The organism is Kribbella jiaozuonensis, assembly GCF_005233875.1.
GTDB lineage: Bacteria > Actinomycetota > Actinomycetes > Propionibacteriales > Kribbellaceae > Kribbella > Kribbella jiaozuonensis.
Genome location: NZ_SZPZ01000002.1, coordinates 1,478,314 through 1,492,740, shown reverse-complemented (window position 1 = coordinate 1,492,740; position 14,427 = coordinate 1,478,314). Strand labels below are relative to the sequence as shown.

General features: G+C 68.1%; 9 protein-coding genes. 2 read left to right on the top strand and 7 right to left on the bottom strand.

The features are described from left to right. Positions 1-24: 24 nt before the first annotated feature. Positions 25-3,111: an endo-1,4-beta-xylanase gene (locus FDA38_RS18700; RefSeq protein WP_233714784.1), complete on the bottom strand. Its 3,087-nt coding sequence runs from the start codon at positions 3,109-3,111 to the stop codon at positions 25-27. A gap of 114 nt (positions 3,112-3,225) precedes the next feature. Further along, entirely contained in the window at positions 3,226-4,344 is a 1,119-nt protein-coding gene (locus FDA38_RS18695) for a LacI family DNA-binding transcriptional regulator (protein ID WP_137255282.1), read from the bottom strand. 282 nt (positions 4,345-4,626) lie between these two features. Here FDA38_RS18695 and FDA38_RS18690 point away from each other — a divergent pair, with 282 nt between their 5' ends. Continuing rightward, positions 4,627-6,612 carry an MGH1-like glycoside hydrolase domain-containing protein gene (locus tag FDA38_RS18690; protein ID WP_137255281.1) on the top strand — a complete coding sequence of 662 codons (1,986 nt, stop codon included), beginning with the start codon at positions 4,627-4,629 and terminating at the stop codon, positions 6,610-6,612. 45 nt (positions 6,613-6,657) lie between these two features. Then, entirely contained in the window at positions 6,658-8,763 is a 2,106-nt protein-coding gene (locus FDA38_RS18685; RefSeq protein ID WP_137255280.1) for a Xaa-Pro dipeptidyl-peptidase, read from the top strand. Here FDA38_RS18685 and FDA38_RS18680 read toward each other — a convergent pair. From FDA38_RS18680 to FDA38_RS18660, 5 genes are read right to left on the bottom strand one after another with little or no spacing between them, the layout of a single operon-like run. Beyond that, complete coding sequence (locus tag FDA38_RS18680; protein WP_137255279.1) at positions 8,756-9,385, bottom strand: HAD family hydrolase; 630 nt, start codon at positions 9,383-9,385, stop codon at positions 8,756-8,758. The genes FDA38_RS18685 and FDA38_RS18680 overlap by 8 nt on opposite strands. 10 nt (positions 9,386-9,395) lie before the next feature. After that, a complete protein-coding gene (locus FDA38_RS18675; RefSeq protein ID WP_137255278.1) occupies positions 9,396-10,202 on the bottom strand; it encodes a GNAT family N-acetyltransferase in 807 nt (268 codons plus the stop codon). Continuing rightward, positions 10,199-11,056: an alpha/beta fold hydrolase gene (locus tag FDA38_RS18670; RefSeq protein WP_137255277.1), complete on the bottom strand. Its 858-nt coding sequence runs from the start codon at positions 11,054-11,056 to the stop codon at positions 10,199-10,201. Before FDA38_RS18670 ends, FDA38_RS18675 begins: the two co-directional genes overlap by 4 nt. A 55-nt stretch (positions 11,057-11,111) precedes the next feature. Continuing rightward, the gene (locus tag FDA38_RS18665) at positions 11,112-12,038 is read right to left on the bottom strand and encodes an RNA polymerase sigma factor (protein WP_202877721.1); all 927 of its coding nucleotides are present in this window, start codon (positions 12,036-12,038) and stop codon (positions 11,112-11,114) included. A 30-nt stretch (positions 12,039-12,068) separates the two neighbouring features. Beyond that, positions 12,069-14,153, bottom strand: coding sequence for a DNA gyrase/topoisomerase IV subunit B (locus FDA38_RS18660; protein WP_137255276.1), 2,085 nt, complete (start codon positions 14,151-14,153; stop codon positions 12,069-12,071). Positions 14,154-14,427 lie beyond the last annotated feature (274 nt).

Below are 14,427 nucleotides of genomic sequence, written 5' to 3'. Positions count from 1 at the left end.
AGGAATTCCTCCAGTAAGAGTGACCTAGCAGGCCGGCGACGCCGACGACGCGGTCTGGGACAGGGAGCCGAGCCGCCAGGTGAGCGGACTACCGTCCCAGGTCACCGCGACGCGACGCGGGCGCTGGAAGGGCAGGAACGAGACGGTCTGGCCGCGATCCGACGGTCCCGGGCTGAACGCGTTGTCGCTGCCCACCGGGACCGGGATGTAGTAGTTGTTGGCGTTCGAGTAGCCGAAGTACGCCGTGTAGGAGTCAGCGTTGTGTACGACGCACGCCGCGGTCGGCTGCACCGGGTTGAACGCGGTCTCCGCCGGGCCGGTCCCCCGCGCAGCCGTCTTCGCCATCGGAGCGAACGAAGCGTCGTCCACCAGCAGGTCGCCGGCGCCCGTCGTGGTGCTGATCCACCACTCGGCCTTCGTCAGCGTCCCGGTCCAGGAGACCGGAGTGTTCAGTGCTGTGATCTGCGTCCACCCGGTTGAGGTGACCGGCGCCGAGCCGAGCCTGACTGTCGTCGATCCGGTTGACGTGGTCAACTTCAGACTGACCATCGCCGTGTCCGAGCCGGACGCCAGCCGCACCCAGGCGGACGAGTCGTAGAGCCCGCCGTTCACCACCGACACACCCTGAGCCGGACCGGCCCACGCAGCCTCTCGCCCAGCCGCCGACAGGCCACCGGCGCCGTTGTGCGGAGTGGTTGACGCGTTCTTCAGCGTGCAGGTCCCGAGGCAGTACCAGCCGGTCGTGTTCGACTGGTTCTCGAGCGAACCGTTCGCCAGTACAGACGGCGTGGGCAGAGACGGCGTGACTGCCGGCGCGCCCTGAGCGGGTGGCGGCGTGCCATCGGTCGGAGTGATGGCTAGGTCGTCCAGTGTGCATTCGGGCGAGCTCGCGCTGGGGTTCGACCACGCGAAGGCTTGGACCCACTTCGTCCCGGTCGGTGGAGTGAAGGCGGCCAGCTTTTGCGTGTACGCGCGTTCGTCGGCGTACGAAAGCTCGTACTGGAAGGTCGGCGTACCAGCAGTGGCACCACCGCGCACTCCGACGTAGCACTGGGTGCCGCCGCCGTTGAGACGTCCCCAGCCGGACAGGAGGTAGCTCGTGCCTGGGGTGAGGCCGGTGATGTTCTGCGTGACGCCAGAGCCGGGGCTCAGTGAGAGCGCGGTGTGGCCGCTGTGGGCGTTCGCAGCGGTTGCCGGGCCAGTGCCGAGCGTCGTCCAGCCGCGGGTGCCGCTCTCGAACCCGCCGTCGCCGATCGGGTTCGGCTCGTCGGTGCGGACCGTGGTGGCGATGCCGTCGGTGATGACCTTGACCGAGGCGCCGGCCGTGGTCGGCATCGCGACCTTCACCTGCTTCGAGATGCCGTTCACGGTGACCGTCACCAGGTAGTCGCCGAGGAAACCGCGTGTACCGAACGTCCCGGCGGCGCTCGACTGACCCGAGACGCTGGTGTGCCACTGATGCTGGATCAGGTCCTGCCAGACCAAGGCGTTCGGCTTGGGTGACCAGTCGTCGTTGTAGAGCGCGACGCGCGGGTTGTAGATGTTCTTCGACCAGATGCCGAAGTTGCTGATCTGGTTGACGTTCGGGTTCGAGAACATCGCGGTCATGAAGTCGCGGGTGTAGTCGGCCTGCAGTTGCTGGTCGTCGGTGTCGACGTCGAACTCGGTGACTGCGACCTTCACGCCGAGCCCGGCGAACTGGTCGACGATCGTCATCAGGTCGTCCGGCGAGGTGAGCTGCATCCCGTTGAAGTGGCTCTCGAACCCGACCGTGTCGATCGGCGCACCCGACGACTTCAACGACTGCACGAGGTCGTACACGTGATCGCGGTGCCGCGTCTCCCAGCCGTTGTTCTCCACCAGGCCGTAGTCGTTCAGGGCGAGCTTGGCGTCCGGATCGGCGGCGTGCGCGAGCCGGAACCAGTTCGCGATCTCGTCCTGACCGAGGATGTCCTGGACGTTGTGTTCGGAGTACGGCTCGTTGACCACGTCCCACTCGTCGATGAGACCGGCCAGCGTCGACGCCTCGTCGGTGATGTGGGTGTTGATCCGGGCGCGCAACGCGGCCGGGTCGTTCTGCAGGTTCACGACGTCGGGCTGCATCAGACCCCACGAGGGCCAGATCAGGTTGTGCCCGCGGATCCGCAGCCCGTGCTCGCGCATCCATTGCAGTGCGGGCAGCGTGACGGTCTCGCGCTCGGTCGGGTTCTCCCAGTGGTTCCACTTCAGGTTATTGCCCAGGGCCCCTTGGTTGAACAGCGTCGAGTACTTCGACTGGTACTGCGCCAGGTCGGTCCCGCTGATCCCGCCGGACGGATCCCCGACCAGCCGCGCGCCGTCCGACGCAGCGCCGAACTTGAACGCACTCGTCTGCTGTACGGCGGAGACAGTCGCGCCGCTGACGGGATTGCCGGCGGTGTCGACGACGGACACGGCCAGATTCCCCTTGCGGTACTGGTCGATGCGGGCGTTGGCCGCCGTACGCCAGGCTGCGTTCGGGTCGCGGCCGTCGTACGTCGCCTGCGGGTAGCCGGCCGGGTTGCCCGGACCGAGGTCCTGCACGGAGGCGCCGGCGATCTGGAACTGCTGCGCGCCGTATCCGAGCCAGAGGTTCAGGTGCGCGGCGGTCGTGGTCCCGGCGGTGTACGTCGTCGCGGCGCGGAACGGGAACTCGAACTTCTTCCACTCGGTGCCGTACTGCAGAGCGGCGTTGAGCGACTTCTTGAACGGTGAGCCGTCCGTCTCGAAGACCAGGTGGGCGTTGCCGCTGGTCGGTGTGATGGCGCGAGCCCAAATGGTCGCCACCAGCGCGTCGCCTTCGGTGACGGTCGCGGCCGCGGGTACGCCGAGGGTGATCTCGTACTCGCCGTCGAGACCGGGACTCTGCGGTCCGTTCGGGACGGTGATCTCGAGCGCCTTGCTGAAGTTGGGGTTGCCGGTGATCGCGACCTGCTGGGTCGCGTCGGTCGGGAGGCTCTTGAACTCGGTGAAGTTGGCGACTGCATCGGCCGGCAGGACCTCGTACGGCGTCGCGTCGGCATGGGCTGGGGACTGGATCGCTACCGCGGCGATGAGCGCGAGACTCGCACCGGTGGCCAGTTTTCTGAACACTCCGGATTCCTTCCAGAGGGCGCACGCCAGCGTCGCCCGGCGGCGTCGAGCGTGCGGCGCCTGGGCTGCTGCCGTGGGTGGTGTCAGTGGTCGGGCGGGACCTCGATCCGGGGATCAGGCCTTTGTGGTGTGCGGGGTGGTCTGCGAGCGTCCGCGCGGGGATCGGGTCACGGGCACCGGCCCGCAACTCGCCCGGACGATCAAGCTGGTGGGCATGACGAGACGAGGCAGGTCGGCGGCCGGCGGTTCGAGCTCCGCCAAAGCCAGCTCCTCGTCGTTCGGATCAGAGTCGCCAGGGCCGATCGCGGACAGCAGCATCTCCGCCGCGCGCTTGCCCATGTCGATGAACGGTTGCTGGATGGTGGTCAACGGCGGCCGGATCTGCGCCGCCGATTCGATGTCGTCGAAGCCGATCACCGACACGTCCTCCGGCACCCGCAGCCCGGCTTCGGCGGCCGCGGTCATCACGGCGTACGCCGTCACGTCGGAGTGCGCGAACACCGCGGTCGGACGCTCGTCGGCCGGCCGCGCGAACAACTCGTGCGACCGGGCGCGGATCTGCTCGGGCAGGAAGTCGCCGGGCTTGGTCAGCTCCGGATCCGGCTGGATGCCGGCCGTCCGGAGCGCGTCCAGGTAGCCGCGGTAACGGTCCTGGCAGCAGCGGTACGTCATCCGCCCTTGTACACAGGCGATCCGCTCGTGCCCGAGCTGAAGCAGATGATCCATCGCCGTCAACGCGCCGTCGTAGTTGTCGGCCGTGACCGACGGCAGTGCGACGTCGGCGTCGATGGTGTTCACGAGAACGACCGGCAGGCCTTCCTCGTGCAGCTGCACCAGCGGATCGAGCGGCTGTTCATGACTGACCACGAGCAGGCCGGACGCCATGCTCGAGGTCAGGATCCGGTCGATCAGCGAACCGTAGTCGCGGTCGTTGGTCGCCGTGTAGAGGATGATGTCGAACCCGCTCCGCTCGGTCACCGCGGCCACCCCGATGTTGATCGAGGCAACCATATGCCAGGACAGGCCGGGCACGACCATGCCGATCAGCCGGGTGCTCCCCTTGGCCAGCGCGGTCGCGGCGAAACTCGGCACGTACCGGTGCCGGCGCATCACCGCGAGGACGTGCCGCCTGGTCGCCGGGTCCACCTTCGGGCTGTTGTTGAGCACCAGCGAGACGGTGGACTTCGACAGCCCGGACAGCGCGGCGATGTCGCGGATCGTCAGCTTCGCCATCCGGCCATCCTTCGGGTTTCGGTCCGTTGGACTGGTCCAACGGCTGGTTGCACCGGAACGTAACAGTGCGCCGGTACGTCGTCAACACCCAGCCTGCAATCGGTTTCAGTACGAAGCATTGCGCCCGGCGCCGTCTTCGTGCCACGATCGTCGCACCGTGTTGGACCGGTCCTACGCAGGCCGGGATCACCTGCCGGGACCGGTCCGGCACGCCCCCGGTCCGGCACGCCTCAGCCCCGGTACGCCCTGAGCCCGGACGGGCCAATTCCAGGAAGGCCGCCCATGCCGCCGTACGCCCTCGACGACTTCGCCTTCGACCTGCGCCGCGCCGTACCTCCCGCCGAGATCTGGGTCGGCAGCGGTACCGGGACCGTCAGCCAACTGGCCGGGACCGTGTGCGGGGTCGGCGGCTGGTTCGCTCCCCCGCTGGCTGCACCTGACAGCCGGCTGACGATCTCGCTGGAGGTCGACGGGCAGCGGGTCGTCGACCTGGCCCGCCCGGGCGCCGGCAATCGCGGTCTTCTCCCGGCCGGCGGCACCTGGCGGCCGGACCGGATCGTCCGCCGCGGCACCTACCACCAATACGCCGACAGCCTGACCTCGCTGGCCGTCGAGTCCACTCTCACGCCGTACCACGGCTCCCCCGGCTACGCGCTCGCGCTGCAGATCCGGAATCGCTCTGGCAATGCCCACCAGATCACCGTCTGCCCGGAGCTGGCCGCGACCGAAGCCCACCAGGTCGCCCTCTCCGAGTGGGGGTGGGTCCCACCTGCCGCCGCTCGAGGCGAGCAGATCACGCTGACGCACAGCGGTCTCACGGCAACTCTTGGAGCTCAGGGCGAGGTGGTCTTCACCATCGGCGTTCACGTCGGCACCGCGTCGACAGCCGACGACGCCGGTCGCGCGTGGGAATCCCGTATCGCCCAGGCGCTCGGTCGGCTCCCGACGCTCACGTCCGACATTCCAGGGCTCGAGCAGTACTACCGCCGTTCGCTCGCCAGCGGGCTCGTCTGCTGGTGGGATCACCCTGACTTCGTCACGCAGCCGTTCATCGCAACGTCCGGCCTCGACGGCGGCGCCCTCTGCTCCTACGCGTGGGACACCGGCGGCTACGCCCCGACCGTGCTGAGCCTCATGCTCGGAGACAGCGTTCTCGACATCATCCAGTCGTTCCTCGACGCAGACCTCACCGACCGGTACGCCATCGCCCCCGACGGCACCGGCCTCGGCGTCGCGTACGCCTACAGCGGTTCAGCCCTCGTCGCCCTCACCCAAGCGGCCGCAGCCGAACGTCAGCTGGATCCAGCCCTGATCGCCCGCCTGTACGACGTACTCACAGCCCTCGACAAGCGATTCCAGCCGGACGACCGCACCGGCGTACTTCGGGACTACGGCGACCAAAGCAACCTACTGGAGATGCGGAGCGCCGGCTGGGAGCACGTCGTTGCCAGCCCGAACGCCGAACAGGCCTGGGCGCTCGATGCCCTCGCCGACCTCTCCGACCTGACAGGCGCCGCCCTACCCACGACCGAACTGCGGGAGTCCGCAGAACAGATCCGGGCCGAGATCATCGATCAGCTCTGGGACGACGACGCCGGCTGGTTCCGCAGCCGCTACCCCGACGGCCACACCGAGCTGGCCTACTCGATCCAGGCGTTCGACGTACTGCGCACCGGCGCCTGCCCGCCGCCGGCCGCGGCGAAGCTCCTCGGTCACCTCGGATCGTTCCTCGGCGAGTACGGCGTCAGCAGCGTCAGCGCCGAGGACGACCTGCACTACGAGACCGCCGACATCGACTGGTCGGGTGCCGGTGCGTACACCGGTGAGGCACCCCAACTCGCGCTCACGCTGTGGCAGCAAGGCCATCCCGAGCTCGCCTGGGATGTGCTGCGCCGGCTGTTTTGGATGGGCGAGCACTATCCGTACTTCCCGCAGGACCACTACTCCGACAAGCCCGGTGCGCCTGCCTCCGGCCGCCGGATCAACATCATCGCCGGCCTCACCGGAGCCGAGGCCATCCTCACCGGCCTGGCCGGCATCCACCCCAACCCGGACGGCTCGCTCCACATCCGTCCACAACCTGTTGCCGCAGGCAACCTCACGCTCCGTGGTCTCAGCTATTCGGGCCACACGATCGACATCATGATCAGCCCCGACGGCTTCGAGGTGTTGGTGGACGGCCACGCGCAGGTGCCCGAGCCGGACGGCACGGTCGTCGCAGTACGCCGCGCAGCCAGCGGTTGCGGTCCGGCCAGCAGCGCCGGATGATTCAGAGGTTCGATCCGCCCGTCGAATGCTGGGAGGGGCCCACGCATGAGGATTCGACTTCTGGTGAGCGCTGCGGCAGCGACCGCACTCGTCGCCGCTGCAGTTGCCGCTCCCGCACAAGCGTCGCAGCAGGCGACCTCCGCAGTACCGACGTTCGTCGACGGTCTCGCCCAGGCGGTCTTCTCGACCAATCCCGCCGATTGGTACAGCGGTGAGGTGTGGGTGCAGGCGCCGTTCGACAGCGATCATGACGGCAAGCCGGACCGGATCCACGCCGACTTCACCGCGCCGTCAGAGGTCCTGACGCAGGGGCTGAAGGTGCCGGTCATCTTCGAGGACAGCCCCTACTACGCGGGTACGGCGGACGAGTACAGCAACTGGGGTGTCGACCACGAGCTGGGTGCGCCGCCGGCGTCGCGCCCGCGTGCGCCGTTCTGGGCGGCGTTCGACACCAGCCCGGTGATCAGCACCGTCTACGAGTCGACCTGGGTGCCGCGCGGGTTCGCCGTCGTACACGCGGAGTCGCCAGGCACCGGACACTCGGACGGTTGCCCGACGTCGGGCGGCACGAATGAGACGTTGGCCGCGAAGGCGGTGATCGACTGGCTGAACGGTCGAGCTCGCGCGTACACGACCAAGGACGGCTCGACCCGGGCGGTGGCCGGCTGGACGACCGGAAACGTTGGCATGATCGGTACGTCGTACAACGGCACTCTGCCGGAGGCTGTCGCGACGACCGGGGTGGCCGGTCTGAAGGCGATCGTGCCGATCTCGGCGATCTCCGACTGGTACGACTACTACCGCGCGAACGGCATGGTCCGGGCGCCGCACTCGTCGTCGAACCCGTCCGGCAACAACAACGCCTTCCAGGGCGAGGACCTCGACGTACTGGCGGATGTGGTCTACTCGCGGCTCGACGAGACCGGCGCGCGGACCATCTGCCAGCCGGTGATCGACGACATCGAGCGGCACATCGATCGCGCCACCGGGAACCGCAACAGTTTCTGGCAGGAGCGCGACTACATGAAGGACGTGCGCAACGTCCGCGCCGCGACCTTGCTTGCCCATGGCAATAACGACTTCAACGTGATGACGAAGAACGCGGCCCAGTTCTACGCCGCGCTGAAGAAGCAGCACGTGCCGCACATGTTCTACTTCCACCAGGGCGGCCACGGCGGCGCGCCACCCGACGTACTCGTCAACTACTGGTTCACCCGGTACCTGTACGGCGTGCAGAACGGGGTGGAGCGGTTGCCGCGATCGTGGGTCGTTCGCGAGGCCGCCTCGTGTCCGCCGCGTCAGACCACGGTGGCCGGAGAGCAGTCGAACACGGCGACGCTCGGGGTGGCGGATACGCGACCGTTCCGGATCGGGTTCTCGCTGACCGTGCCGCAGACGAACGCCGACGGCACGATCAGCAACACGAACCGGCTGATCACGAAGATCCCCGACTCAACTCACCTGGTCCTCGCTTCACCCGTCGCCACCGCGGCCGGTCAGAGGGTGGCCGATGGCGCGACCGTCAGCCTGCAGTGCAGTAACGCCAACCCAACGCCGTACGCCGAGTGGCCGGACCCGGCTGCTGGTCAGGCAGGACTCCACCTCACGCCCGGAGCCCCGACACGCGGCGAGCTGACGTTCAAGCCGACCAAGTCCGCCACCGAGACCCTTACCGACGACGCATCAATCCCTGCCATCACGTCGGCGAACGCGCCGTCGTCGGGCGTTCGGCTGATCTACCAAACGCCGCCGCTCACCAAGCCGATCCGCATCAGCGGTACGCCGTCAGCCTCGCTGCAGCTCGCCTTCAGCGCGTCAAAGGCGAACGTGACCGCGGCCCTGGTCAGCTACCCGCCGACCGGCAACGGCACAATCCTCACGCGCGGCTGGACCGACCCGGCCAACCGGTTGTCCGACTGGAACGATGCACCAGTCAAGCCCGGCAAGATGTACAACCTGAACGTCGACCTCCAGCCCAAGGACACCGTCGTACCGGCCGGCAACCGCCTGGCCCTGATGGTCCTGTCGAGCGACCGCGACTTCACCATCCGCCCCACCCCCGGCACCCAGCTGACCCTCGACCTCTCCCACAGCTCGATAGACATCCCGGTGGTCGGCGGCCGCAAAGCGCTTGCCGACGCCCTCAACTAGCCAACACCGCGAAGGCCTCGAGCACAGAATCGAAGTGATGATCCGCAGTCGGCGAATCCACCGCATGGTGGTTGCCGATGCGGATCGTCTTCAGGCCGGCGTTGATCCCCCCGGCGATGTCGTACGCCGGATGATCGCCAACCATCCACCCGCCCTCGAGCCCCGCCCCGGCCCCCTCCGCCGCGATCGCGAAGATCCGCGCATCGGGCTTCCGCACGCCGACGGCCTCCGAGATGCAGCAGTAGTCCACCGCGCGGTCGATCCCGGTGTGCGCGAGCTTCCGGCTCTGCTGCACGACGCCACCGTTCGTGACCACGGCCAGGCGCCACCCCGCCGTACGCAACGACTGCAGGCCGTCGAGCACGGCCGACTCGACCCGGGTGAACGACGGATGCTCGCGGTCGTAGTCGTCGACCGAGATCGCCGGCCCGAACTCCTGCTCGAAGGCGGCGAACAGTCCAGCCCGAGGTGTGAAGCCGCCGTTGTCATGAGCAACGAGCCAGTCGACCGCGGCCGGATCGAGGCCGGCGCGGTCGACCCACCAGCGTGCCCACGCCAGGAACGCTCCGTCCCGATCGATCAACGTGTTGTCGAGGTCGAAACAGACCAGCCGTGGCGTCATGAGTCAACCCTCACACAGCGGTCCACCTCCAAGTGACCCGGTCGTACAGGTGCGTGAAGCCGGCTCGGAGCATGTTGTGGAGGGACGTGTTGTGTTCGCCCGGACCTTCTGCGCCGGTCTCGGCGACCACCCAGCGGCACCCGGCATCCCGGGCGCCGCTTAGGCGGGCTGCGAGAAGGGCCGACTGCGCGCCGCGGCCGCGGGCGGCTGGGGTGGTTGCGCCGCCGAACATGTCGGCGCAGGCGCCGTTGACGAAGATGCTGCCGACGGCAACGAGTTCGTCGTTGTCCCAGGCGGCGTACTGCTGCCAGTTCTCGCGTCCCACACAGGAGGCAGTCAGGTCGATCATCGCCGGCGTGGTGAACCCGAAGGTGTTCATCATCACCGTCGCGAACTGCTCCGCCTGCTCGGCCTCGACCCGCGCGATCCGCAGGTCGGAGTCGACAGAAGCAGGAGCTGTGTCGAGCGTGCAGGCGAGCTTCGCGAAGCGGGTGCTCTCGGTGAGGTTCAGCTGCGCAGCAGTCGTCGCCCAATCCGCAGGCAGCAGCGACGGCGCGATCGCGAACGCACCCGCGGACAGCCCTCCCGCGCGGAAGAAGTCGCACACCTCGGTCAGCGTCCCCACGCTCACCGACTCGAATCCGCCGGCCCGGTTGAAGAAGCCGCTCGGGTCCTCGCGGAGTACCAGCGCCTGTACGTCGCCGACGCGCCGCGAGCTGATCCCCAGCTTCTTCCGCAACGGCTCCGGCGCACCGGCCACGAAGTCGACGTACGCCGCGATCTCGGTCTGCTCGGCCAGACCGACCGGAACCGTCATGCTGTCTCCTTCACGAAGTCGAGCACCGCGGCGGCGAACTCGTCCGTCTGCTCGAGGTGCCCGAAATGCCCGCTGTCGTGCAGCTCGCAGAGCCGCACGTCGGGCATCCCGGCGTCGATCCCGTACGCGAACCGCGGCGCGCAGATGAAGTCGTAGCTGCCGACGATCACCAGCGCAGGCACGTCGATCGTGCCGAGCTGGTCGCGGACGTCCCACTCGATCGGCAGCCGGTTCGGGTCGTGCCTCGTCTGCAGCGTCAACTCGCCGACCCGTGCGATCGTCGCCCGGTAGTCGGCGAAGTACGCGGGCAGGATCCCGGACAGGTACTGCCGGTGCGACTCGTCGTCGGTGATCTCGAGCGTCTGCGTCACGGTGGCCGCATCCCACAACCGCCCCGCCTCGACGGCCTCCGGACGATCCGGCCAGCGCTTCACGAACGCCGCCATCTCCTGGGTCGCCACCTGGAACAATTCCGGCCCGTAGACGGCCGCGGTGTCGTACAGGATCAGTCCGCGGAGCCGGTCCGCGTGATCGATGCCGAATTGGAGCCCGACGAACCCGCCGTGCGAGTGCCCGAGGAAGTAGCCGCTTCCCGCGCCGAGATCATCGAGCACGGCCACCGCGAAGTCCGCGTAACGGGACAGCGAGTAGTCCCCGCCCGGAAGCAGATCGCTCTCGCCGGAACCGACCGGGTGCAGGTAGACCATCGTCAGCGAGCTCTCCAGCTCCCGGATCCGGAGGTAGCCCGGATGTACGCCGGGGCCGCCAGAGTGCACGAGGCACACCGGTCCGGCGCCTGCCACCTCATAGACCTGCCGGATGCCGTCGACGACGACAGTGTGTTTTCCGTTCATACCCGCAGGATGCGGTGAGGTTCCGGGAAAGTTCGATCGCGACGCGAACTTCTTCTCAGCGTTCACGCGGGTGGTACAGACGCACCTTGCTGACCCGGTCCTGATCGAGGTGCTGCACCCACACGACGCTCGGCGGACAGTGCGACGGGTCCTCGAGTGGGCTGATCAGTGCCGCCTCCCAGATCACGACCTCGCGGCTGGCCACGACGTTCACCACCTCCTGGCGTACGCCGGCCGAGACGTCCCGGTCGAACGCACCCGGCAGGTACGCGCTGTCCGTCCGCTTGCCGGTCGGCCACAGCACCTGCGCCTCCGACGACCATCGGTCGGCGATCGTGGACGCGAGCTGCCCGCGTCGGCCGGACTCCATGAACTCGTCGGCCAGCCCGCGGTGCAGCGCGTTCATGGCAGCGACGTCGTCGTACACCCCGTCCGCGGCGGCCAGCAGCGCGTCGGTCAGCTTGGTTCGCGCTTGATGGAGCCGGCTGCGCACCGTCCCGACGGGCAGGTCGCAGAGCGCCGCGATCTCGTCGTACGACGACACGTCGGTGAAGTACCGCAGCAACGTCACCAACCGCAGGCCCGGAGTCAGATCCTCGAGCGCGGTCCAGACCCAGTCCCGCAGCGCATGCCGGTCGAGCACCTCAGCGGGATCAGGCACGACATCCAGGGGCGCGGGCTCCGCCACCGGAACCGCGGACATCTTCCGCAAGCGGGCGCGACAAACGTTCCGCACCACCATCTTCAGCCACGGACCGACAGCATCCGGATCCCGGACATCGCCGACCCGCCGCAACGCGATCATCGCCGCCTCTTGTACGGCGTCCTCCGCGTCGTGGCTGTGGCCGAGGACGGACACGGCGACCGCCTGCATGCCGGCGCGGTGTCTGGCGAGCAGCAGACCGAGAGCACCCGCGTCGCCAGAGTTCGCGGCGCGCAGCAGCTCCGAGTCCTGCGGCGCTCCGCTCACCAGACCAATCACGCCGGAAACCCTACGTGAGCCCGCCAAGCCTCAGACGTCGATGCGGTTCTCGTCCAGCTCGTACGCCCCCTGGACCAGGAACTCCTTGCGGGGTGCGACGTCGTTGCCCATCAGCAGGTCGAAGACCTTGGCCGCCTCCTCCGCGTGGTCGACCGTGATCCGGCGGAGCGTGCGGTGCCGCGGGTCCATGGTGGTCTCCGCCAACTGGTCGGCGTCCATCTCACCGAGACCCTTGTAGCGCTGCGGGGGCTCCTTCCAGCGGACGCCCTTCTTCATCAGCTCGGCCGTCTTCCGCTGGTACTCCGCGTCGCTGTAGGTGTACAGGTACTTCTCCTGGCCCTTCTTCGGGTTCGTCAGCTCGAACCGGTGCAGCGGCGGCACGGCCGTATAGACCCGCCCCGCCTCCACCAGCGGCCGCATGTACCGGAAGAACAGCGTCGCGAGCAGGCAGCGGATGTGGGCGCCATCGGAGTCGGCGTCCGCCATGAAGATGATCTTCCCGTAGCGCGCCTGCTCGAGGTCGAACGTCCGGCCCGAGCCGGCGCCGACGACCTGGATGATCGACGCGCACTCGACGTTCTTCAGCATGTCGCCGACGGACGCCTTCTGCACGTTGAGGATCTTGCCCCGGATCGGCAGCAGCGCCTGGAACTCCGAGCTGCGCGCGAGCTTCGCCGTACCGAGGGCCGAATCACCCTCGACGATGAACAGCTCGGACCGGTCGACGTCGTTGCTGCGGCAGTCGGCCAGCTTGGCCGGCAGCGCCGACGACTCCAGCGCGGTCTTGCGCCGCTGCAACTCCCGGTGCTGACGAGCGGCCACCCGCGTCCGTGACGCGGCAACGACCTTCTCCAGTACGGCGCGCGCCTGTGCCTTGTGCTCACGCTTCGTCGACGTCAGGAACGCCTCGAGCTCCGACTGCACGACCTTGGCGACGATCCGTGACGCCGCCGGCGTGCCGAGAACTTCCTTGGTCTGGCCGTCGAACTGCGGCTCGGCCAGCCGGACGGTCACGACCGCGGTCATGCCTTCGAGCACGTCGTCCTTGATGATCTCCTCGCCGCTCTTCAGCAGTCGGGTGCCATCAAGTGCGTTCGTGAAACTCTTCGACAGCGCGCGCTCGAAACCGTTGACGTGGGTGCCGCCCTTCGGCGTGGCCACGATGTTCACGAACGACCGCAGCTCGGTCTCGTACCCGTCGCCCCAGCGGACCGCGATGTCCACCTCGAGATCGCGCTCGACGTCGGACGGCGTCATGTGGCCGGCGTCGTCGAGCATCGGGACGGTCTCGGTGAAGTGGCCGGTCCCGGTCAGGCGGACGACGTCGGTCACCTTCTGGTCGGTCGCGAGGAACTCGGTGAACTCGCTGATCCCGCCGTCGTGCTTGAAGTGCTCCTCGGTGACCTCGTCGCCACGCTCGTCGCGGATCACCAGCAGCAGCCCCGGCACCAGGAACGACGTCTGCCGCGCCCGGGTCACCAGCTCGTCGTAGTTGAACGCCGCGTCCTTGGTGAAGATCTGCCGGTCCGCCCAGTACCGGATCCGGGTGCCGGTGACACCCTTCTTCGCCCGGCCGGCCTTCCGCAGCCCCTTCGCCGGGGTGAACGAGGCATTCGCACCCTCGCCCTCGAACTCGCCTGCGACGCCACGCCGGAACGACGTCGTCCAGATCGTGCCGCCGCGGTCCACCTCGACGTCCAGCCGCGCGGACAGCGCGTTCACCACCGAGGCGCCGACACCGTGCAGACCACCGGACGCGTTGTACGAACCGCCGCCGAACTTGCCGCCGGCGTGCAGCTTGGTGAAGACCACCTCGACACCGCTGAGCTTGGTCTTCGGCTCGATGTCGACCGGGATGCCGCGGGCGCGGTCCTTCACCTCGACCGAGCCGTCCTTGTGCAGCACGACGTCGATCTGGTCGCCGAAGCCGGCCAGGGCCTCGTCGACGGCGTTGTCGATGATCTCCCACAGGCAGTGCATCAGACCGCGGCTGTCGGTCGACCCGATGTACATACCGGGCCGCTTCCGGACGGCCTCGAGACCCTCGAGGACGAGCAGATGGCGGGCGTTGTACGCCGGGTCGATCTCGGTACTGCGAGGCGTCGGGGCGGCCACAGGGCTCCTTCACTGGTTCACACACTGACACAGACAGCCTATGCGGCCGCACCCCCAAAACGCGGCAGGCGGGGCCCGTGCAAGCATGCAGCTGGGCACAGGAGATGGGTGATGCGACAGGTATCGATCCGGACTCGATTCGAAGTGGCGTACGACACTCCGATTCTCAGCACACGGTGACGACATCATGGCGCACAGTGAGAGAAGAAGCACCCAGCCTCCGTGGCTCACCACAAAATCCGCCGTTCACGAAACGATTCCCCGTCAACAAGCG

Bases quoted from the DNA above. Each gene is read 5' to 3' on its own strand.
- FDA38_RS18695 (WP_137255282.1), bottom strand. From the start codon at position 4,344: ATGGCGAAGCTGACGATCCGCGACATCGCCGCGCTGTCCGGGCTGTCG.
- FDA38_RS18690 (WP_137255281.1), top strand. From the start codon at position 4,627: ATGCCGCCGTACGCCCTCGACGACTTCGCCTTCGACCTGCGCCGCGCC.
- FDA38_RS18685 (WP_137255280.1), top strand. From the start codon at position 6,658: ATGAGGATTCGACTTCTGGTGAGCGCTGCGGCAGCGACCGCACTCGTC.
- FDA38_RS18680 (WP_137255279.1), bottom strand. From the start codon at position 9,385: ATGACGCCACGGCTGGTCTGTTTCGACCTCGACAACACGTTGATCGAT.
- FDA38_RS18675 (WP_137255278.1), bottom strand. From the start codon at position 10,202: ATGACGGTTCCGGTCGGTCTGGCCGAGCAGACCGAGATCGCGGCGTAC.
- FDA38_RS18670 (WP_137255277.1), bottom strand. From the start codon at position 11,056: ATGAACGGAAAACACACTGTCGTCGTCGACGGCATCCGGCAGGTCTAT.